General features: G+C 70.5%; 21 protein-coding genes and 2 pseudogenes. 18 read left to right on the forward strand and 5 right to left on the reverse strand.

Annotated features, from left to right (window positions below; all coding sequences use genetic code 11):
* The first annotated feature begins 70 nt into the window (after positions 1-70).
* The 9 genes and pseudogenes from rpsP to BJ999_RS12025 all read left to right on the forward strand — a co-directional run bounded on the left by rpsP (position 71) and on the right by BJ999_RS12025 (position 5,379).
* A complete protein-coding gene (rpsP, locus tag BJ999_RS11990) occupies positions 71-520 on the forward strand; it encodes a 30S ribosomal protein S16 (RefSeq protein WP_179833369.1) in 450 nt (149 codons plus the stop codon).
* 1 nt (position 521) lies between these two features.
* A complete protein-coding gene (locus BJ999_RS11995) occupies positions 522-764 on the forward strand; it encodes an RNA-binding protein (RefSeq protein ID WP_021598307.1) in 243 nt (80 codons plus the stop codon).
* A gap of 11 nt (positions 765-775) precedes the next feature.
* Positions 776-1,288: a ribosome maturation factor RimM gene (gene rimM / locus BJ999_RS12000; protein ID WP_179833370.1), complete on the forward strand. Its 513-nt coding sequence runs from the start codon at positions 776-778 to the stop codon at positions 1,286-1,288.
* Positions 1,285-1,446, forward strand: a pseudogene (locus BJ999_RS44175) (tRNA (guanosine(37)-N1)-methyltransferase TrmD); the annotation flags it as partial. The gene rimM and the pseudogene BJ999_RS44175, both read left to right, overlap by 4 nt.
* 330 nt (positions 1,447-1,776) lie before the next feature.
* Positions 1,777-2,403: pseudogene (locus BJ999_RS41275) on the forward strand (RNA methyltransferase); the annotation flags it as partial.
* Between the two features lie 118 nt (positions 2,404-2,521).
* Positions 2,522-2,872 carry a 50S ribosomal protein L19 gene (rplS, locus tag BJ999_RS12010; RefSeq protein ID WP_089312872.1) on the forward strand — a complete coding sequence of 117 codons (351 nt, stop codon included), beginning with the start codon at positions 2,522-2,524 and terminating at the stop codon, positions 2,870-2,872.
* Positions 2,873-3,040: 168 nt separating this feature from the next.
* Positions 3,041-3,922, forward strand: coding sequence for a signal peptidase I (lepB, locus tag BJ999_RS12015; protein WP_229809848.1), 882 nt, complete (start codon positions 3,041-3,043; stop codon positions 3,920-3,922).
* 420 nt (positions 3,923-4,342) lie between these two features.
* Positions 4,343-5,068 carry a ribonuclease HII gene (locus tag BJ999_RS12020; protein ID WP_179833373.1) on the forward strand — a complete coding sequence of 242 codons (726 nt, stop codon included), beginning with the start codon at positions 4,343-4,345 and terminating at the stop codon, positions 5,066-5,068.
* Positions 5,065-5,379, forward strand: a complete 315-nt coding sequence (locus BJ999_RS12025) for a DUF2469 domain-containing protein (protein WP_179833374.1) — start codon at positions 5,065-5,067, stop codon at positions 5,377-5,379. Before BJ999_RS12020 ends, BJ999_RS12025 begins: the two co-directional genes overlap by 4 nt.
* A 292-nt stretch (positions 5,380-5,671) precedes the next feature.
* On the opposite strand, the gene dprA is transcribed toward BJ999_RS12025, so the two are convergent.
* Genes dprA through BJ999_RS12040 form a run of 3 tightly spaced genes read right to left on the reverse strand, consistent with a single transcriptional unit; the run spans position 5,672 to position 8,784 of the window.
* On the reverse strand, positions 5,672-6,883 hold the full coding sequence (gene dprA, locus BJ999_RS12030; protein ID WP_179833375.1) for a DNA-processing protein DprA: 1,212 nt from the start codon (positions 6,881-6,883) through the stop codon (positions 5,672-5,674).
* Complete coding sequence (locus BJ999_RS12035; protein WP_179833376.1) at positions 6,880-8,430, reverse strand: YifB family Mg chelatase-like AAA ATPase; 1,551 nt, start codon at positions 8,428-8,430, stop codon at positions 6,880-6,882. The genes dprA and BJ999_RS12035 overlap by 4 nt, the downstream gene beginning before the upstream one ends.
* Positions 8,431-8,784 (reverse strand): YraN family protein, encoded by a 354-nt coding sequence (locus BJ999_RS12040; RefSeq protein WP_179833377.1) that lies wholly within the window; start codon positions 8,782-8,784, stop codon positions 8,431-8,433.
* Positions 8,785-8,939: 155 nt separating this feature from the next.
* On the opposite strand from BJ999_RS12040, the gene BJ999_RS12045 reads away from it, so the two are divergent.
* On the forward strand, positions 8,940-9,854 hold the full coding sequence (locus tag BJ999_RS12045) for a tyrosine recombinase XerC (RefSeq protein ID WP_229809849.1): 915 nt from the start codon (positions 8,940-8,942) through the stop codon (positions 9,852-9,854).
* Positions 9,855-9,925: 71 nt separating this feature from the next.
* Here the strand turns inward: BJ999_RS12045 and BJ999_RS12050 are convergent, their stop codons facing one another.
* On the reverse strand, positions 9,926-10,624 hold the full coding sequence (locus BJ999_RS12050) for a murein hydrolase activator EnvC family protein (RefSeq protein WP_179833378.1): 699 nt from the start codon (positions 10,622-10,624) through the stop codon (positions 9,926-9,928).
* A gap of 390 nt (positions 10,625-11,014) precedes the next feature.
* Between BJ999_RS12050 and rpsB the strand changes: the two genes are divergently transcribed.
* The 5 genes from rpsB (at position 11,015) to BJ999_RS12075 (ending at position 15,388) form a co-directional block, all read left to right on the forward strand.
* On the forward strand, positions 11,015-12,007 hold the full coding sequence (gene rpsB / locus BJ999_RS12055) for a 30S ribosomal protein S2 (protein WP_179833379.1): 993 nt from the start codon (positions 11,015-11,017) through the stop codon (positions 12,005-12,007).
* A gap of 85 nt (positions 12,008-12,092) precedes the next feature.
* Positions 12,093-12,929 (forward strand): translation elongation factor Ts, encoded by an 837-nt coding sequence (gene tsf / locus BJ999_RS12060; protein ID WP_179833380.1) that lies wholly within the window; start codon positions 12,093-12,095, stop codon positions 12,927-12,929.
* A 57-nt stretch (positions 12,930-12,986) separates the two neighbouring features.
* Positions 12,987-13,766 (forward strand): UMP kinase, encoded by a 780-nt coding sequence (gene pyrH, locus BJ999_RS12065; protein WP_179833381.1) that lies wholly within the window; start codon positions 12,987-12,989, stop codon positions 13,764-13,766.
* A gap of 75 nt (positions 13,767-13,841) precedes the next feature.
* Positions 13,842-14,399, forward strand: coding sequence for a ribosome recycling factor (gene frr / locus BJ999_RS12070; protein WP_179833382.1), 558 nt, complete (start codon positions 13,842-13,844; stop codon positions 14,397-14,399).
* On the forward strand, positions 14,399-15,388 hold the full coding sequence (locus tag BJ999_RS12075; protein ID WP_229809850.1) for a phosphatidate cytidylyltransferase: 990 nt from the start codon (positions 14,399-14,401) through the stop codon (positions 15,386-15,388). The genes frr and BJ999_RS12075 overlap by 1 nt, the downstream gene beginning before the upstream one ends.
* A 61-nt stretch (positions 15,389-15,449) precedes the next feature.
* Here the strand turns inward: BJ999_RS12075 and BJ999_RS12080 are convergent, their stop codons facing one another.
* Positions 15,450-16,595, reverse strand: a complete 1,146-nt coding sequence (locus tag BJ999_RS12080; protein ID WP_179833383.1) for a suppressor of fused domain protein — start codon at positions 16,593-16,595, stop codon at positions 15,450-15,452.
* Positions 16,596-16,708: 113 nt separating this feature from the next.
* On the opposite strand from BJ999_RS12080, the gene rlmN reads away from it, so the two are divergent.
* The 3 genes from rlmN (at position 16,709) to BJ999_RS12095 (ending at position 19,314) form a co-directional block, all read left to right on the forward strand.
* A complete protein-coding gene (rlmN, locus tag BJ999_RS12085; RefSeq protein WP_179833384.1) occupies positions 16,709-17,854 on the forward strand; it encodes a dual-specificity RNA methyltransferase RlmN in 1,146 nt (381 codons plus the stop codon).
* A gap of 68 nt (positions 17,855-17,922) precedes the next feature.
* Positions 17,923-18,426: a DivIVA domain-containing protein gene (locus tag BJ999_RS41965; protein WP_189269895.1), complete on the forward strand. Its 504-nt coding sequence runs from the start codon at positions 17,923-17,925 to the stop codon at positions 18,424-18,426.
* 63 nt (positions 18,427-18,489) lie between these two features.
* On the forward strand, positions 18,490-19,314 hold the full coding sequence (locus tag BJ999_RS12095) for a DUF1963 domain-containing protein (RefSeq protein ID WP_179833385.1): 825 nt from the start codon (positions 18,490-18,492) through the stop codon (positions 19,312-19,314).
* The last annotated feature ends 89 nt before the right edge of the window (positions 19,315-19,403 follow it).

Consider the following 19,403-nt stretch of genomic DNA (forward strand, 5'->3'; position numbering starts at 1 on the left):
CCGTGAGCCGGTGTTCCCCACCTGGTGCGGGCCCGCCCATCCAGTGATGAAGTTGGAGTACACCACACCCGTGGCAGTCAAGATCAAGCTCAAGCGTCTGGGGAAGATCCGGAACCCGCAGTACCGGATCGTCGTCGCCGATGCCCGCACCAAGCGGGACGGGCGGGCCATCGAGGAGATCGGGCTCTACCAGCCCAAGCAGGAGCCCTCGCTCATCAAGATCGACTCTGAGCGTGCGCAGTACTGGCTGGGCGTCGGCGCGCAGCCGACCGAGCCCGTGCTCAACCTGCTGAAGATCACCGGCGACTGGCAGAAGTTCAAGGGCGAGCCGGGTGCCGAGGGCACCCTCAAGGTCGCCGAGCCGAAGGCCGACAAGAAGGTCGCGTTCGAGGCCGCCGTCAAGGAGTCGCTGGGCGACGACGCGGCCGCCGGCACCGCGAGCCGGGGCAAGAAGAAGGCCGAGCCGAAGAAGACCGAGGCGAAGGCCACCGAGACCGACGAAGCCAAGAGCGAGGGCTGACGTGCTCGAAGAAGCGCTCGAGCACCTGGTCCGCGGGATCGTCGAGAACCCGGACGACGTCCGGGTTCGCGCCCGCAGGATCAGGGGCGGCCGGGTCCTGGAGGTGCGCGTGCACCCCGAGGACCTCGGGAAGGTCATCGGCCGAAGCGGTCGCACCGCCAAGGCCCTGCGCACGGTGATCAGCGCCCTCTCCGGAGGCCGCTACGTGCGCGTCGACCTGCTCGACGTCAACGAGGTCCGCTGAGTGGCGTCCCGATGAGCGAACCGCTCGTGGTGGGACGGATCGGACGGCCGCACGGGATTCGCGGCGAGGTCACCGTCGACGTCCGCACGGACGAGCCGGAGTCACGGTTCGTCCCGGGCACGGCGATCGCCACCGATCCCGTCACCGCCGGTCCGCTCACCATCGAGCGGAAACGCTGGCATTCGGGACGCCTGCTCGTGCGCTTCGCCGGGATCGACGATCGCGACGCCGCGGAGGAACTGCGCGGCACGTGGCTCGTCGTCGATCCCGGTGACATCCCCCCGTCCGCCGACCCGGACGACTTCCACGACCAGGAACTGCTCGGACTCGCCGTGGTCACCACGGACGGGGCCGAGGTGGGCCGGGTCGCGGACGTCCTGCACCACGGCCAGGATCTCCTGGTCGTGCGCGGGGCCGGGGGCGAGAAGCTGGTCCCCTTCGTGGCCGCGCTCGTCCCCGAGGTGGACGTTCCCGGGGGGCGGCTCGTCATCGACCCGCCCCCCGGTCTGCTCGACGAATCATGAGACTCGACATAGTCACGATCTTCCCCGAGTACTTCGCCCCTCTGGACATCTCGCTCCTGGGCAAGGCCCGGCGCGCCGGACTGCTGGACGTCCGCGTCCACGACCTGCGCGAATGGACCCACGACCGGCACCGCACCGTCGATGACACCCCCTACGGCGGCGGCCCCGGCATGGTCATGAAACCCGACCCCTGGGGCGAGGCCCTCGACACCCTGGTGCCCCCCTTCCCCGGCACCCAGCCCGTGACGAGCCCGCCCCCGTCGGACAGAGGCCCTTCCCTCTCGCCGGACAGAGGCCCTTCCCCCTCGCCGGGCGGCGGCTCTTCCGCCCCGCCGGGCGGCGGCCCTTCCATCCCGCCGGGCGGCGGTTCTTCCCTCTCGCCGGGCGGCGACCCTTCCCCTTCGGCGGGCGGCGGTGCTTCCATCCCGCCGGGCGGCGGCCCTTCCGCCCCGCCCGTCCTTGGCGAGACGTCGTCCCTGGCCCCGTCCGGCCTGGAATCAGCCGGTGAGCCGGGGGCCGAGGCGTCCGGCAGAGGGGCATCCGCCGCCGAGGTGGCCCCCGGGATGGTGCCGCGGTTGATCATTCCGACACCGAGCGGGCGGCCGTTCACACAGGCGGACGCGGTGCGGTACGCGGCGGAGCCGTGGCTGATCTTCGCCTGCGGACGCTACGAGGGCATCGACTCCCGCGTCGCCGAGGAGGCCCGTACCCGGATGCCGGTGGACGAGGTCAGCCTCGGCGACTTCGTCCTCGCCGGCGGGGAGGTCGCCGTCCTCGTCATGGTGGAGGCGATCGGCCGCCTTCTGCCGGGCGTCCTCGGCAACGCGGACTCGGTCGCCGACGACTCCTTCGCCCCGGGCGCGATGGAGTCGCTCGTGGAAGGCCCCGTCTACACCAAGCCTCCTGTCTGGCGCGAGCGGCCTGTTCCGGACATTCTTCTTTCGGGACACCATGGCGCGATCGCCCGGTGGCGGCGCGACGAGGCGCTGCGCCGGACGGCCCGGCACCGCCCCGAACTGCTCTCCCGCCTCGCGCCGGAGGCCCTCGACAAGCACGACCGCGACGTGCTGCGCGAGGCCGGTTTTCCGGTTGACGGCGAAGATATGGCAGACTAAAGCGTCCGTGCGTCTTGACCGCACGGCACCCCAAGACCACTTTCCGCGGCGCGACGCCCCCACGCAGGACCCACCGGGGCCTCTCGACGCCCGCGTTCGACCACGAGGAAACGCTGCGATGCACACCCTGATCCAGGAGATCGAGAAGGCCGCGATGCGCGCCGACGTCCCGGACTTCCGTCCGGGCGACACGCTGAAGGTGCACGTGCGCGTCACCGAGGGCAACCGGAGCCGTATCCAGGTCTTCCAGGGCGTGGTGATCCGGCGGCAGGGCGGCGGCGCCCGCGAGACCTTCACCGTCCGGAAGGTCAGCTACAGCGTCGGCGTCGAGCGGACGTTCCCGATCAACAGCCCCTCCATCGACAAGATCGAGGTCGTCACCCGCGGCGACGTCCGCCGCGCCAAGCTCTACTACCTGCGCAACCTGCGCGGCAAGGCCGCGCGCATCAAGGAGAAGCGCGACCACTGAGCCGATGGACCACGACGCCCCGGGAACCCGCGACGGTGCCCGGGGCGTTGCCCGTTCTGGACGGAGATGATCGGCTTGGTCGTCGGCGACACGCCCACGCGCGGCGTCCCATGGGCACCGCGCCGCTAGGCTTTCGCTCTGATGACTGATGAGGACGATCGGAGAGACGTGCGATCCGAAGCCGAGGGCGCGGTGCCCGAAGAGAAGGAGCCCGTGGACTCGGCCGACGAGACGGCCGACGACTCCGAAGAAGACGGCAAGCGCAAGAAGAAGCAGGGCTCCTTCTGGAAAGAGCTTCCCGTCCTCATCGTGGTCGCCGTCGTGCTGGCCCTGGTCATCAAGGCGTTCGCGGTCCAGGCGTTCTACATTCCGTCCGGCTCCATGGAGAACACCCTCCAGGTCGGCGACCGCGTCCTGGTCAACAAGATCGTCTACCACACCCGGGACATCGCCCGCGGTGACGTCATCGTCTTCAACGGCCTCGACTCCTGGGACCCCGAGGTCCAGGTCGACGAGCCCAGCAATCCCGTCTCCAAGGCCCTGCGCGCCGTAGGCACCGCCTTCGGCGTCGCGCCCAACGAGAAGGACTACATCAAGCGCGTCATCGGCATCCCCGGCGACCACGTCAAGTGCTGCGACGCCCAGGGCCGCGTCACCGTCAACGGCGTCCCCCTGGAAGAGAAGTCCTACATCTTCACCGACCCGATCACCCATGAGCAGAACAAGCCCTCCAACGACCCCTTCGACGTCACCGTGAAGCCGGGTCAGCTCTGGGTGATGGGCGACCACCGCGAACTGTCCTACGACTCCCGCTCCCATCGCGGCGACCCGGGCGGCGGCACCATCCCGATCGACCGCGTCATCGGCCGCGCTTTCGTCATCGTCTGGCCTCTGGACCGCCTCGGCACTCTGCCGATCCCGGCCACCTTCAAACAACCCGCCCTGGAGAAGTCCGGCGCAGCCGCCCTCCCGGCCGCCCCCTACGCCCTGGGCATCCTCTGCACCTTGCCTCTCGCCTACCTCAGACGCCGCCGCCACTACAAAACCTGACCACGCGAACCGACCGAACCGGCGGCGGCCCGACCGCTCCGGGTTCTGAAGCCGCGCGCGTGATCGGCCGTGCCGATGAACTCCGTCCAGGATCCCTTGGTCCTTCGCCGCCCCCGCCCTCCTCAACCGGCCCACGTAAAGGCAGGCCGGCCGGAGGCACGAGGGCCGGTGGCGTGGAGAGCCTGCCGGCGGTCGCCGCCGTGGCCGCGCCGCCAGAGTTCTGCTGTCGGCGCTGAGTGCGCTGGTGCTCGGCTCGTCGAGGGCGATTGGTCGCGGGGTGGGGGCGGTGTGGTCCTGGAGGGCGAACAGGACCTGTGGGCCGCTTTCTGGCTTGGGTGGTTTTCGGTGTGGTGCGGCATACGGCAGTAAGCGTGGCGTTCGGGGAGCGGCCGGGGCTCGCTGGGACGTACGCTGCGGAGCATGAACGGTCGTCCACTCCGTTTCACACCGCGCCGGGACGCAGGACTGTTCGCGTACGAGCGGGCTCTCGGCCACGCGGGTTTCAGCCCCGTCGCCGGCGTCGACGAGGCGGGGCGGGGAGCCTGTGCGGGGCCGATGGTCGTCGGCGCGGTGATCCTCCAGGGCGGACGAGGGAAGATCGACGGCCTCACGGATTCCAAGCTGCTCACGCCCGCGCGCCGGGAGCGGCTGTACGCGGAGATCACCGAGCGTGCCCACGCGTGGAGCGCCATCGTCATCCCGTGCCATGACATCGACCGGTTGGGGCTGCACCGGTGCAACATCACCGGAATGCGGCGGGCGCTGGCCGCCCTCGACAGGCGCCCCGCGTATGTGATCAGTGACGGGTTCCCGGTGCCGGGGCTGGACGTCCCCGGCCTCCCGATGATCAAGGGCGACCAGGTCGCGGCCTGTGTCGCCGCGGCGTCCATCATCGCGAAGGTCACCAGGGACCGGATCATGGTGGACCTCCATGAGCGGTATCCCGAGTACGGCTTCGATGTTCACAAGGGCTATGTGACCCGTGCGCACGGCAGGGCGCTCGAAGTGCACGGTCCGTGTCCTGAGCATCGGTTCTCCTACGTCAACGTCGGGCGTGCCTTGCGTAACAATGGAGATGTGGTCCTGGAGGAGGAGACCGAGGGGGAGCTCCCCGATGAGGACCGCACGGAAGGGGCACGAGCGTGAGCGCGGAGGATCTCGAGAAGTACGAGACCGAGATGGAGTTGCAGCTCTATCGCGAGTACCGCGACGTCCTCGGGCTGTTCAGCTACGTCGTCGAGACCGAGCGCCGCTTCTACCTCACGAACTCGGTCGACCTCCAGGTGCGCAGCGTCGACAACGGCGAGGTCTTCTTCGAGGTCACCATGCAGGACGCGTGGGTCTGGGACATGTACCGTCCGGCCCGCTTCGTCAAGAACGTTCGAGTCGTCACGTTCAAGGACGTCAACGTCGAGGAGCTGGCGAAGAGCGATTTCGAGCTCCCCGCCGAGGAGTAGTCCGCCGACATGCACGACCGCTTCCCCCTGAATCAGTGATGGCCGGGGGAGCCCCTCACGCCCCCGAGCCGATGCTTCACCGCCCGATCGCCGGTCATGCCCCCCCGATCGCCGACATGACCCCCTTGAGTGCGCCCCCCGCGGTGGTCGTCGCAGGGCGCTGACGAAACGGCAGACAACCGGTCGATCGGCGCGAGCGCCCCGTCCACGACAACGTGGCGCGGGACACTGGGCGCCGGGCGCTGATACCGGGCGCTGACACCCGATACCCAGGCTGATCATGCGGCCACGGTCATGGGGGCGCCTGTGGGTGGTCGTTGCCGACGCGGGGGAGGGGCGGAGGGTCGGCCGACTGCATGGCGGGTGGGCTGTTCGTCCTGCCGGACTTCGTCAGGCGCCAGCCGGAGGGCGTGCGCTCTATGAAGCCGCCTGCGGCGAGCAGGCCGAGTTTGGCGTTGACGGTGTTCAGGTCCACGCCCGCGTTGACGGCGAGCTGGGCGGGGCCGGCGGCGCCGCGGGCAGGGAAGGCCTCCAGGACGGAGCGGGTCACCGATTCCAGGCGGTCGCGGGGCAGGACGGGGGTGGCCGGTGGCGGGGCCAGGTCGGCGCCGATGCGGCCGACGGCCTCGATGATCTCCTCGGGGCGGGTGACGAGCGTGGCGCCCTCCTCGCGGAGGAGGCGGTGGCAGCCGATCGAGGAGCGAGAGGTGATCGGGCCCGGCACGGCCATGACCACGCGGCCGAGTCTGGCCGCCCAGCCGGCGGTGTTGAGGGCGCCGCTGCGCGCCTCCGCCTCGACGATGACCGTGCCCCGGGAGAGGGCCGCGATCACCCGGTTGCGGACGAGGAAGCGGAGGCGGTGCGGGTGGGCGCCCGGCGGTGACTCGCTCACGAGGAGCGATCGCCGGGCCATCTCCGCGAAGAGCCCCTCGTTGGACGCCGGGTAGGGGACGTCCACGCCGTTCGCCAGGACCGCGACGGTCGGGCCGTCGGCGGCCAGGGAGCCGCGGTGGGCGGCCGCGTCGATGCCGAGGGCGCCGCCGGAGATCACCGTCCAGCCCTGGTCGGCGAGTTCGGAGGCGAACTCGGCGGCGGCGCGCAGGCCGTAGGGGGACGCGGCGCGGGAGCCGACGATGGCGACCGAACGCAGGCAGCTATAGCGCAGGTCGCCGGGGCCGCGCAGCCACAGGGCGTACGGGCGCCCGGCGCCGAGATCGTCGAGGGTCGTCGGCCATTCGGGCTCTCCCGGGCAGATGAGGCGGCCGCGGAACCGGGCGCAGACGGCCATGTCCTGGTCGGGTTCCGCTGCGATGAGCCGGATCCGCCAGTTGTCGAGACGCCGAACCTCCTGGGGAGTCGCCGGCAGGCTCCGGGGGAGCCGTGTGGACCGGATGGCCTCCAGTGCGTCCTCGGGGCCGCAGTGGTCGATCATCCGGTTGAGGAAGGCGTCTCCGGGTTCCGCCACCGCGGTCAGGGTGGCGCGGGCGGTTCGCTCGTCGCTCATTGGCGCCCCGCGGACCAGAGGGTGAGCGCGCCGCCGACGTCGTCCGGCCCGGGTTCGTCGTGGCCCGCGAGGTCGGCGATCGTCCAGGCCACCCGCAGGATCCGGTCGAGGCCGCGTGCGCTGAGCGTGCCCCGGTGCAGGGCTTCGTCGGCGCCGTGCATCGCCTCCTGGGGCGGTGTGAAGCGGCGGCGCAGTTCCGGCCCGGGGACCTCGGAGTTGGACCGCCACGGGGTGCCGGCCAGGCGTCTCATCGTTCGTTCGCGGGCCAGCATGACCCGTTCGGCCACCACCTTGCTCGACTCGGCGAACTCCAGGTCGTAGCGGAGCTCGGCTCGGCTGGCCGGGGTGAGCTCCAGCTTGAGGTCGATGCGGTCGAGCAGCGGGCCGGACACCCGGCTGGCGTACTTGCGGCGGATGCCCGGGGCGCAGGAGCAGTCGATCTGCTTCGCCGCGGCGCACGGGCACGGGTTCGCCGCGAGGACGAGTGTGAACCGGGCGGGGAAGTGCGCGATGCCCTCGATGCGACTGATCCGCACTTCGCCCTCTTCGAGCGGTTGCCGCAGGGCGTCGAGCGTCCCGGCGATGAACTCCGGCGCCTCGTCCAGAAAGAGGATCCCTCGGTGGGCCAGGGAGACCGCGCCCGGTTGGAGCACGCGGCCCGAGCCGCCGCCGACCATCGAGGCACGGGAGGCCGTGTGGTGCGGCGCGTAGAACGGGGGTTGTGTGATCAGGGGCTGCCCCGGCCGGAGGGTCCCGGCGACGGAGTGGATCGCGGTGACCTCCAGGGCCACCTCCGGTTCGAGGGGCGGCATCAGCGTCGGGAGCCGCTCCGCGAGCATGGTCTTCCCGCAGCCCGGCGGACCGGCGAAGAACAGGTGGTGCCCTCCCGCGGCGCTGATCTCCAGGGCGCGGCGGGCCTCGGCCTGCCCCCTGACGTCGGCCAGATCCAGGTCGGGCGGGATGGTCTGTTGCCGCAGGCCGAACCCTTTCGGGGTCGCAGGTGAGTCTTCCTCGTCCTCCTCGAAGGGCGGTGGTTCGTCGCGCAGCAAGCACAGCAGCCCGCGGAGCGTGCTCGCGGGGACCACCTTCGTATCCGGGACGAGTTCGGCCTCCTCGGCGTTGGCGCGCGGGACGACGACCGTGCGGTACCCGCGGTTCGCGGCGGCCAGCACGGCGGGCAGCACGCCCTGGGCGGGCCGGACGCGCCCGTCCAGGCCCAGCTCGCCGATCAGTACCATCTCCGCGCAGCTGCGCGGCGGGACCACCTCCGCCGCCCCGAGTAGCGCGATCGCTATGGCCAGGTCAAAGGTCGCGCCCTTCTTCGGCATGCTGGCAGGGAACAGCGAGACCGTGACATGGCGGTTGGGCCAGTCCTCGCCAGAGTTGAAGATCGCCGCCCTGACGCGGTCGCGGGCCTCGCTGAGGGCGGTGTCCGGGAGGCCGACGAGGTGCAGGCCCGGGACGCCGCTGGTGATGGCCGCCTCGACGTCCACGACGAACCCGTCCACGCCGACGAGGGAGACCGAGCGCGTTCTGGCCAGCGTCATCTAGCACACCTCCTTCAGGTGATCGATCGAGAAGTCGTCGCCGTCGCCGATCAGGCCGAGCACGTCCACCCGCATCGGTGCGCCGCTGACGCCGTGCGCGGTGGCCCATCGCCAGGCCAGCCGCCGTAACCGGGTGGCCTTGTCGACGGTGATCGCGTCGAAGGGATCACCGAAGCGGGCCGACCTGCGGGTCTTCACCTCGCACACGACGTGACGCCGCCCGTCGTGGGCGATGATGTCCAGTTCACCTTCGGGACACCGCCAGTTGCGGTCGAGGATCGTCCAGCCGAGTCCGGCCAGGTACCGGACGGCGGCGTCCTCGCCGCGGCGGCCGAGATCGATGTGGGCAGTCATGGGCCTCACCTCCGGCCTTCGACAGTGCCGCAGGCTCACGGAACGTCATCGCAGAATGGCTTTCTGTGGATAACTCGGGGGAGCTTCCGGATGATTCACTCGAAACCGGGGTTCGGTGCTTGCTTCGGTCGGGGCCTTGGCGCAGCGTGACGCCTGTGACCAACGCGCTGGAGGACGCCGTCGCCGAGTTCGGCCGTCATCTGCGCGCCGAGCGGGGCGTCTCGCCCCACACCCTGCGGGCCTATCTCGGCGATCTGGCCGACTTCTGCGGCTATGCCGCCCATGCCGGCCTGGTGGAACCGGCCGAACTGGATATCACGGTGTTGCGGGCCTGGCTCGCCCGTCAACATGCGCTGGGCCGTTCCCGGGCGACCCTGGCCCGACGGACGGCGGCAGTCCGCGCCTTCACCCGCCATCTGCACCGGCGGCGGCTTCTGGAGAACGACCCCGGTCTGCTGCTGGGCACGCCTCAACGACGGCGTGATCTTCCCACCGTCCTCACTCAGGACGATGCGGCACATCTCCTGGACACCGTGGACGCCGAGGGCCCGGTGGGGCTTCGCGATCTGGCCGTCCTGGAGGTTCTCTACGGCACGGGAGTCCGCGTGAGCGAACTCTGCGGGCTCGACGTCGACGACCTCGACACCGGTCGCAGGACCGTTCGAGTCCTGGGTAAGGGCGGGCGTGAGCGTACGGTTCCTCTGGGAGAGCCCGCTGCCCGTGCCGTCCAGGATTGGCTGCGCGCCGGACGCCCCGCACTCGCGACCGAGAACAGTGGCCCCGCTCTCTTCCTCGGCGCACGGGGAGGCCGCCTGCACCCCACCAGCGCCCGGCGGATCGTCCACACGAGGATCTCGGAGGTAGGGCAGATTCCCGACCTCGGTCCGCACGGCCTCCGTCACTCCGCCGCCACCCACCTCCTTGAAGGCGGCGCCGATCTGCGCAGCGTCCAGGAGATTCTCGGCCACGCGTCCTTGCAGACGACCCAGATCTACACACACGTATCGGCCGAACGCCTGAGGCAGGTCCACCGCCAAGCCCACCCCCGAGGCGCCCGCCCCGAGCTGTGACCCGCCCGATCGTTCTGGGGTGTGGTGCGGGGTTGCCGCCCGGCTGTGGTGGAGCCGGGCGGCGGGACGGGTCAGGGAGCGCGGCGTAGGCGGCGTTCCTGGGAGAGGTTGATGACGCCTGGTGGCTGACGGCGGCGGCGGTGCAGTCGGAAGCGGAGGCGGGTTCGACGCCAGGCGAAGGCCAGGGCGAAGGCCAGGAGCATGCCCGACAGCGCTCCGCCCGTGGCGGTGGCGGCGTCGCGCAGGGCCATCCTTGGCTGCGGAGACGGCGGATCAACGGGGCGAGGGGTCGCCGTTGGTGTGGGCTCTTGCCAGAGAGGCAGGAGGCGTACCTGGTGCTGGACGAGGTTGAGCGGATTCAGGTAGAGGGCGCCGCGGCGCAGACCCCAGTGCAGGCACGTCATGGGGCAGTGGAGCAGCCCTCGTTGCAGGACGCCGATCCGCGTGCCGGACGTGACGCGGCGGCCGGCGTGGACGCTGGGGCGGACGGGCAGGTACGTGGTGCGCAGGGCGCCGTGGTCGATGGTCACGACCCCTCGTCCCGCCAGATCGTCGGCGTACGCGATGCGGCCCGGCCCGGCGGCGTAGACGGCCTGGCCAGGGCGCGCCGCGAGGTCCACACCGCGGTGGCCCGGGCCCCAAGGGACGGCCGGGGGCGAGAAGCCGCGCGCCACCTGCGGGGTCGGCGGCCCTAAAGGCCAGCGCCAGGCGTCCAGGCCGGGCGACCCGATGGCGATCATGCATGTCAGGAGCAGCGAGAACACGGTCATGGACCGAACCCTGCCCCTCGGCCGGGCGGCTCGTCGACGGGGTTCGCGAACTGTGGATAACTGCGGGAATCGATGAGGCACGGACACCTTCGCACCCTGATAATCTGTAGGTGTGTCCGAGAGGGCACCGGTCAGGGCCAGGCCGTCATCGTTCCGCTCCAGGGCGGGCAGACGAGAAGCCGCTCCCAGAGCGGACGGGACCCAGATCCGGCAACGGGTCACAGCCGCCTGGAGGTATCCCGGCGGCTGATTTCACGCGTCCGCATGCCACCGCAACCCTGGTGGGGCGCAGTCCCTCGGTCCGTCGCCTCGGCGACGGTGGGGCAGCACCCGGGCGCAGGCAGATAACCAAATGCGGCCCGGCAGGGCCAGAGAAGGAGAACACGGGCAATGGCACCCGTCGTCACCATGCGGCAGCTCCTCGAGAGCGGCGTCCACTTCGGCCACCAGACCCGCCGGTGGAACCCGAAGATGAAGCGCTTCATCCTCACCGAGCGCAACGGCATCTACATCATCGACCTGCAGCAGTCGCTGTCCTACATCGACCGCGCCTTCGAGTTCGTCAAGGCCACGGTCGCCCACGGCGGGACGATCCTGTTCGTCGGCACCAAGAAGCAGGCCCAGGAGTCCATCGCCGAGCAGGCGACCCGGGTCGGCATGCCCTACGTCAACCAGCGCTGGCTGGGCGGCATGCTCACGAACTTCTCCACCGTCCACAAGCGGCTCACCCGGCTCAAGGAGCTGGAGGAGATCAACTACGACGACGTGGCCGGTTCCGGCATGACGAAGAAGGAGCTCCTCGGCCTGCGCCGCGAGAAGGACAAGCTGGAGCGCACCCTCGGCGGTATCCGCGACATGGCGAAGGTTCCGAGCGCCATCTGGATCGTGGACACCAAGAAGGAGCACATCGCGGTCAACGAGGCCAAGAAGCTCGGCATCCCGGTCGTGGCCATCCTCGACACCAACTGCGACCCCGACGAGGTCGACTACCCGGTCCCGGGCAACGACGACGCCATCCGCAGCGTCAGCCTGCTGACCCGCGTCGTCGCCGACTCCGTCGCGGACGGCCTCATCGCCCGCGCGGGCGCCGCCCCCGGTGGCGACGAGAAGCCCGCCGAGGGCACCGCGGCCGCCGGCAGCGAGCCCCTGGCCGAGTGGGAGCGCAACCTGCTGAAGCCCGGCGAGGCCGACGGAGCCGCGCAGGCCCCGGCCGAGACCGAGGCCGCGGCCGAGGCTGAGGCTCCGGCTGAGGCCCCCGCCGAGGCCCCGGCCGAGGCTCCCGCCGAAGCTCCGGCGGAGGCCGCCGAGGCCCCCGAGGCCGCTCCGGCCGACGAGGCTCCGGCTGAGGAGGCCCCCAAGGCTGCCGAGGCCGAGCAGGCTTGATCCCGCGGTCCCGGCGGCGTCCATGCGGACGCCGCCGGGACCGTCGCGGGTCCCACGACCAACGACGAGAGAAGCGAAGAGAGCGATGGCCAACTTCACCGCCGCTGACGTCAAGCGGCTGCGCGACCTGACCGGCTCCGGCATGATGGCCGTGAAGAACGCCCTCACCGAGGCGGACGGCGACTTCGAGAAGGCGACCGAGCTGCTGCGTCTCAAGGGCGCCAAGGACGTCGGCAAGCGCGCCGAGCGCACCGCCGCCAACGGCCTCGTCGCCGAGTACTTTGCGAACTCCGGTGACGGGGCGCTCCTGGAGCTCAACTGCGAGACCGACTTCGTCGCCAAGAACGCGCAGTTCATCGAACTCGCCCAGCGCCTGGTCGAGTTCGCGGCCGCCAACGGTGCCGCCGACGCCGCCGGCCTGCTGACCATCGAGATCGAGCCCGGCAAGACCGTCCAGGCCCTGATCGAGGAGAACAGCGCCAAGATCGGTGAGAAGCTGGAGCTGCGCCGGTTCGCCCACTTCCAGGGCGCCTACGTGGCCAGCTACCTGCACAAGTCCGACCCGTCGCTGCCGCCGACCACCGGCGTGCTGGTCGAGCTGGACAGCGAGAACCCCGAGGTCGCCAAGGACGTCGCCCAGCAGATCGCGGCGATGGCCCCCAAGTACCTCACCCGCGACGAGATCCCCGCCGCGGCGATCGAGAAGGAGCGGGCGCTCGCCGAGCAGCTCACCCGCGACGAGGGCAAGCCCGAGCAGGCCATCCCGAAGATCGTCGAGGGCCGGGTCAACGCCTACTTCCGCGACTTCGTGCTCGTGGAACAGGCGTTCGTGAAGGACAACAAGAAGACGATCGCGAAGGTCCTCGACGAGGCCGGCGTGAAGGTCGTCCGCTTCGCCCGGTTCAAGGTCGGGCAGGCTTAAGGGCACTCTGGAGACGAGTACCCGAGACATAGCGAAAGCAACGAGGAGGCCGCCGACGTGCCGGACAAGACGACCAGTAGCGCGACGGCGGCCTCGTCGTCCGACCAGCACGCGCCACGCGCGGGCTGGAAGAGGGTGCTGCTGAAGCTCTCGGGCGAGGCCTTCGCCGGACGCGACCCGCTCGGCATCGACCCGGAGGTCGTCCAGCACGTCGCCGAGGCGATCGCCGAAGCCGTCCGGGACGGCGTGCAGGTGGCGGTCGTGTGCGGCGGCGGCAACATGTTCCGCGGCGCCGTCATGGCCGAGCGCGGCATGGACCGCGGGCGCGCCGACTACATGGGGATGATCGGCACCGTCATCAACTGCCTGGCCCTGCAGGACTTCCTGGAGAAGCTCGGGCTCGACACGCGCGTGCAGACCGCCATCACCATGAGCCAGGTGGCCGAGCCCTACATCCCGCGCCGCGCCATCCGGCACCTGGAGAAGGGCCGCGTGGTCATCTTCGGCGCCGGGCTCGGCCAGCCGTTCTTCTCCACCGACACCACCGCCGCCCAGCGCGCGCTGGAGATCGGTGCGGAGGCGGTACTGAAGGCCACGCAAGTGGACGGTGTCTACGATGCCGATCCCCGAAAGAATCCAGACGCGGTCAAGTTCGACCGTTTGGAATACGGTGAAGTTCTACAGCGGAGCCTGAAGGTCATGGACGCCACGGCGATCAGCCTCTGCATGGACAACGCGCTCCCCATCGTGGTCTTCGACCTCATGGGGCAGGGCAACATCGTCCGGGCCGTCCGGGGTGAGAAGATCGGCACGCTGGTCAGCCCGGCGGAGGGCTGACCACAGCCCACGGGCCGCGCCGGACGCGGCGCGGAACCGCAGGACCAGGGCCGACCAGATGACACGGGAGTCACAGTGATCGACGAGACCCTCCTCGAAGCCGAGGAGAAGATGGAGAAGGCGGTCGCGGTCGCCAAGGAGGACTTCCAGGCCATCCGCACCGGCCGGGTCACCCCCGCGATGTTCAACAAGATCACGGCCGAGTACTACGGGACGCCGACGCCGATCAACCAGCTCGCGTCGTTCACGCTCCCCGAACCGCGCATGGTCATCGTCCAGGTCTTCGACAAGTCGTCCATGCAGGCGGTGGAGAGGGCCATCCGCGACAGCGACCTCGGCGTGAACCCCACCAACGACGGCAACGTCATCCGGGTCGTCTTCCCCGACCTGTCGGAGGAGCGCCGCAAGGAGTTCATCAAGGTCGCCGGCACCAAGGCGGAGGACAGCCGGGTCTCCATCCGCAACATCCGGCGCCGCGCCAAGGACGCCCTCGACAAGCTCGCCAAGGACGGCGAGGTCGGCGAGGACGAGGTCAGGCGTGCCGAGAAGGAACTCGACGACATGACGCACCGCTACGTGGCGCAGATCGACGAGCTACTCGAGCACAAGAAGGCCGAACTGCTCGAAGTGTGATGAGACTCGACGACGCCGGGGAGCCCTCGGGCTCCCCGGACGAGCCGGAGGTCGACATGGCCGGCCCACCCCCCGGTGAAGCACTGGACTCGCCCCCAGGGGCGGACGGCTCCGGCGACCCCCCGTCTTCCGGTGACTCCGTGCCTTCCGGCGGCGCGACCCCCGCTCGGAAGCCTGAAGGCAAGACGGGGCGAAACCTCCCGCTCGCCATAGGCGTGGGCGTCGCGCTCGGCGCTCTCGTACTGCTCTCGCTGTACACGGTCAAGGAGATCTTCCTTGCCGTGATGGTCGTGTTCCTGTTCCTCGGCATGCGGGAACTGACCGAGGCCTTCAAGAGCCGTGACATCCGCGTCCCGTTCATCCCCGTCGCGACGGGAATGGTCGGCACGCCCGTCGTCGCCTACGTGTGGGGCGCCACCGCCACCGTCGCGGCGGTCTCGCTGACGGTCCTGGCGCTGCTGATGACGCGCATGACCGAGGGCGCCCCCGGATACGTGCGGGACGTCACCGCCGGATCGCTCGTGGCCGGCTACCTGGTGCTGATGGGCGGGATCGTCGCGCTGCTCATGCGTCCCGACGACGGCGACCACCGCACCGTCATCTTCATCGCCACCACGGTCGCCAGCGACATCGGCGGCTATTTCGCCGGATCCTTCCTGGGCAAGCACAAGCTCGCGCCCACGATCAGCCCGAAGAAGACCTGGGAGGGCGTCACCGGGTCCGCCGTCACCTGCATGATCGTCGGCGGGTGGCTGGTGTGGTGGCTCCTGGACGGCGGTCACATCTGGCAGGGCGTGATCATCGGGCTCGCCGCCGTGGTCACCGCGACCGCCGGCGACCTCGTCGAATCGATGATCAAGCGGGATCTCGGCATCAAGGACATGGGAACGCTCCTGCCCGGCCACGGGGGAGTGATGGACCGTCTCGACTCCCTCGTCGCGACGGCCCCCGTCGTCTGGCTGCTGCTGGAACTGTTCGTCCCCAGTTAGGACGGCCTGGGGGGCGTCGTTCCTTGGCCGGATGCGGACCGCCCTGAAAGACGAGCCGCCCTCAGGAGACGACCCAGGAACGGCCTTGCTGGGCCAGACGCCGGATGAGTGCGTCGGATCCCTCGCTCTTGGCGAACCGGTGCTCCTCGCCCGTGATGGGCACGAGCCATAGCCATCGGACGGCGTCGCCGCTCAGCCTCAGACCGGTCATGCCGGGGGCCTCAGGACCCGCGAGACGGTTCGGGTCGTCCAGGAGGAGCACGCCCTCCCAGGACGACTCGCCATTGCCAAGGGGGAACGTGCGCGCCTCGTGGTACCACTTGACGACGTCCCCAGGCGCGAACCACGTCACCGACCGCCACGGGTATTGCGCCAGCCACGGGAAGATGCTGCCCGACCGCTGGCTGGGCAGAGTACTGGCGACGGCCAGTTCAATGCGTCCGTAGGGGGCGACGTCGTCCTCGTACAGTTCGACCGTGGGCATCCGCTGGCGGCTCATCCCGACCGTGCTCAGAACGGTGAACTCCCGGTCACCCCTTGCGGGCCGTTCCGAGACCCCCACCGTCGGCGCCATGCTCGGCTTGCCGCTCGCCAACTGGCGTCCGACATCGTGCCAGTAGTGGCCACTCGGGCCCAGGCGTTGCAGGAGGTGACCGAGAATCGACTGCTGGAACTCCGCCCAGGAGCCGTCCGCGCGGCACCTCTTCCAGTGCTCGCGCGCCTGGTCGACGCGCGGTCCGAAGTCGTCGATCTCCTCGTCCAGAGGGAAGGCGAACGGGCTCTGCAGCATGGCGTCGCGGGCGTAGCCGGGAATGCCGCGCCCCATGTCCGACCAGCCGGGGATCACCAGCAGCAGGTCGCCCTCCTCCAGGAGGGCCACGCCGTCGCCCTCCTCGAACCAGACGACCTCCAGCCCCTCAGGGTTCAGCGCCGGGCGTCCTGCGGGGTGGCGCACATGGGACTCCGGCAGCAGAGGGGCGTGGCCAGCGTCGAGCCGCGACTGGTCCAGATCCCGTGGGGCCTCGCGGTGGTTCGCGACCCACACCGCTCCGACCACCGAGTCACGCGCGTCCTTCAGATAGGCCGCGGTGACCTCGCCGTCGGTCTCGACGGTGAGCCGCCGGCTGCCGTACGGGCTGGCCGCCGCGTGGACGACGGTGGCCGCTGACCCCCGGGGCGAGGCGGCGCCCCTGCGCAATACCGACATGATCGAGACCTTAGCCGCAGACAAGACCGTGTGCAGGAATGTCGCTGTTCAGGTATGGGAGGGCGTCCAGGACGGACGATGCACGCGCAGGTGTTTGCGACACTGGGAGGACCATGTCTACCACCCAGCCCTCCGCGACCGGTGCCGCGCCCAAGAAGACCCCGGCGAAGCTCGTCTTCGCCGCACCGAGGCGCGGCAAGCCGCCGAGGCATCTCGCCGACCTCACCACGGCCGAGCGTCGCGAGGCGGTCGCCGCGCTGGGGGAGAAGCCGTTCCGTGCCGACCAGCTGTCGCGCCACTACTTCGCGCGCCTGACCGACGACCCCGCCAACATGACGGACCTGCCGGCCGCCGTCCGGGATCGCCTCGTGTCCGAGCTGCTCCCTTCGCTGCTGACCCCCGTACGCGAGTTGGACTGCGACGGCGGGACGACCCTCAAGACCGTCTGGAAAGCCTTCGACGGCGTCCTGTTCGAGTCGGTCCTGATGCGGTACCCGGACCGGGCGACGATGTGCGTCTCTTCCCAGGCGGGCTGCGGGATGAACTGCCCCTTCTGCGCGACCGGTCAGGCCGGGCTCACCCGCAACCTTTCCACGGCCGAGATAGTCGAGCAGGTCGCCGCGGGCGCGCGCGCACTCGCCCGTGGGCGCGTCCCCGGGGGTCCGGGCCGCGTCTCCAACATCGTCTTCATGGGCATGGGTGAGCCTCTGGCCAACTACAAGGCCGTGATAGGCGCGGTCAGGCGCATCACCGACCCGGCCCCCGCCGGGCTGGGCATCTCTCAGCGTTCGGTCACGGTCTCCACGGTCGGGCTGGTCCCGGCCATCGAGAAACTCGCCGCCGAGGACATGTCGGTCAGGCTGGCGGTGTCCCTGCACGCGCCCGACGACGAGTTGCGCGACGACCTCGTGCCCATCAACAACCGGTGGAAGGTCACCGAGGTCCTGGACGCCGCCTGGGCCTACGCCGACCGCAGCGGGCGCCGCGTGTCGATCGAGTACGCCCTCATCAAGGACATCAACGACCAGGCCTGGCGGGCTGATCTTCTCGGAAGGCTCTTGCGCGGGCATCTCGTACACGTCAATCTGATCCCGTTGAACCCGACGCCGGGTTCCAAGTGGACCGCCTCTCGGCCCGAGGACGAGCGCGAGTTCGTCCGGCGGCTGGAGGCCCACGGGGTCCCGGTCACGGTGCGCGACACTCGGGGCAGGGAGATCGACGGGGCCTGCGGGCAGCTGGCCGCGGCGACCAAGGACTGAGCGCGCCGCGGGCGCGTTCCTGGCGCCGTGCGGCGCGCGCGGGAACACGGCTGAGGAGCGCTGTGCCGGTGAAGACGGGTACACGGCTGCCGGTGGTCCTGCGGGGCTATGACCGGGGCCAGGTCGACGCCCTGCTCAAGCGCATATCGCAGGCGCTGAACGGCGGACCGCCGGTGTCCGCGGACGAGGTGCGCCGGGCCCGCTTCACCACCGTCCTGCGCGGCTACGACCATCGCGCGGTGGACGAGCTGCTCCGCGAGTGCATCAGGGAGCTCCAGGCCCGGGCGCCGATCGGGGAACGTCCCGGCCGCACCCGCGCCCAGCCCGCCTGGCTGATCAACTGGATCCAGAACGCGCGTTTCTCCGGCGCCGGCCTGCGCCCCGGCTACGACGTGCGGGACGTGGACGCCTTTCTCGAGCGCGTGATCGCCGGCCTGCGCGGCGTCGCCCCGCCCGTGACCGCCCGGGACGTGCGGGAGAGCGCGTTCCGCACCGTCCGCTTCGGACCGAGCTACGACGAGCAGGAGGTCGACCGCTTCCTGCTGCAACTCGCGGCCGCCCTCGAACGCTGACGAAGTTATCCACAATTTCGCGGGATACTGCGCGCCGTGTGAGGGCCGCGCCACGCTACGTGCATGGATCCCTTCGCCCCCCAGCACCGACGGCTCCGAGCCCTCCTCGACTCCTTCCTCGCGCCGGAGATCACGGCCATCCTGCTGCCTCTGATCAGGCCCGGGCTGCGCCTCTCCTCCCACGGTGAGGTGCCCGTCCACCTCGGAGGCACCCCGCAGCTGCCGCCGGACGAGCCGTGGCCGACGTGGAACGGCCGTCCGCTCGACTTCTTAGGCGCGATCGACTTCGCGGGCCTCGCCGGCCTGCCGAAGGTCCCGGGCCTGCCCGCCTGCCGCGCCGCGTTCTACTACGCGAGCGAGATCCCCCGTCCGTGGGGCGACGAACCCGACCAGCGCGACGGCTGGCGCGTCTTCACCGGCGACCTCCGCCCGGCGACCCCTCCGCCGGGCACCCTTTCCTACCCGCAGACCACCTTCGGCGCCGCTCCGTTCCTCTCCCTGCCCTCTCCCCAGGAGGAAGTTGTCCAGCGCCTGGAGATGGTCTACGACGGCATCGTGCCGGTGTACGAACAACTGCACACCGCATGGACGCGCCACACCTGCCCGGACGATGCACCCGCCCACCAACTGGGCGGCTGGCCGACCCTCGTCCAGCGTCCTCTCGGCCCCGACTGCCTGTACGCCTCGACCGGCCGCACACTGAACTCCCTCAATCCTCCGGCCCTCACACCGGACGAGCAGCGCGCTGTCGAGGAGTGGCACCTCCTCCTCCAGCTCGACTCCGACGACCGCCTCGGCTGGTACTGGGGCGACCCGGGCCGCATCTACTTCTGCAACCGCCGCGACACCCCCTTGGAGCAGACATGGCTGACCGTCCAGGCCGCGTAACCCACCCTGGGACATCTCCCGGACGCGGGCGCGGTGTGAGCTGGTGCTCGCTGGAGCCCGCCCTCCGCGACGCCGTCCGCGTAAGGGGC

Source organism: Actinomadura citrea, from assembly GCF_013409045.1.
Classification (GTDB): domain Bacteria; phylum Actinomycetota; class Actinomycetes; order Streptosporangiales; family Streptosporangiaceae; genus Spirillospora; species Spirillospora citrea.

Coding starts and splice junctions, on each gene's coding strand:
- BJ999_RS12075 (WP_229809850.1), top strand. CDS start 14,399: ATGAGACTCGACGACGCCGGGGAGCCCTCGGGCTCCCCGGACGAGCCG.
- BJ999_RS12080 (WP_179833383.1), bottom strand. CDS start 16,595: ATGTCGGTATTGCGCAGGGGCGCCGCCTCGCCCCGGGGGTCAGCGGCC.
- BJ999_RS12050 (WP_179833378.1), bottom strand. CDS start 10,624: ATGACCGTGTTCTCGCTGCTCCTGACATGCATGATCGCCATCGGGTCG.
- tsf (WP_179833380.1), top strand. CDS start 12,093: ATGGCCAACTTCACCGCCGCTGACGTCAAGCGGCTGCGCGACCTGACC.
- rimM (WP_179833370.1), top strand. CDS start 776: ATGAGCGAACCGCTCGTGGTGGGACGGATCGGACGGCCGCACGGGATT.
- BJ999_RS12095 (WP_179833385.1), top strand. CDS start 18,490: ATGGATCCCTTCGCCCCCCAGCACCGACGGCTCCGAGCCCTCCTCGAC.
- rpsB (WP_179833379.1), top strand. CDS start 11,015: ATGGCACCCGTCGTCACCATGCGGCAGCTCCTCGAGAGCGGCGTCCAC.
- rlmN (WP_179833384.1), top strand. CDS start 16,709: ATGTCTACCACCCAGCCCTCCGCGACCGGTGCCGCGCCCAAGAAGACC.
- BJ999_RS12040 (WP_179833377.1), bottom strand. CDS start 8,784: ATGACTGCCCACATCGATCTCGGCCGCCGCGGCGAGGACGCCGCCGTC.
- BJ999_RS12020 (WP_179833373.1), top strand. CDS start 4,343: ATGAACGGTCGTCCACTCCGTTTCACACCGCGCCGGGACGCAGGACTG.
- BJ999_RS12035 (WP_179833376.1), bottom strand. CDS start 8,430: ATGACGCTGGCCAGAACGCGCTCGGTCTCCCTCGTCGGCGTGGACGGG.
- dprA (WP_179833375.1), bottom strand. CDS start 6,883: ATGAGCGACGAGCGAACCGCCCGCGCCACCCTGACCGCGGTGGCGGAA.
- rplS (WP_089312872.1), top strand. CDS start 2,522: ATGCACACCCTGATCCAGGAGATCGAGAAGGCCGCGATGCGCGCCGAC.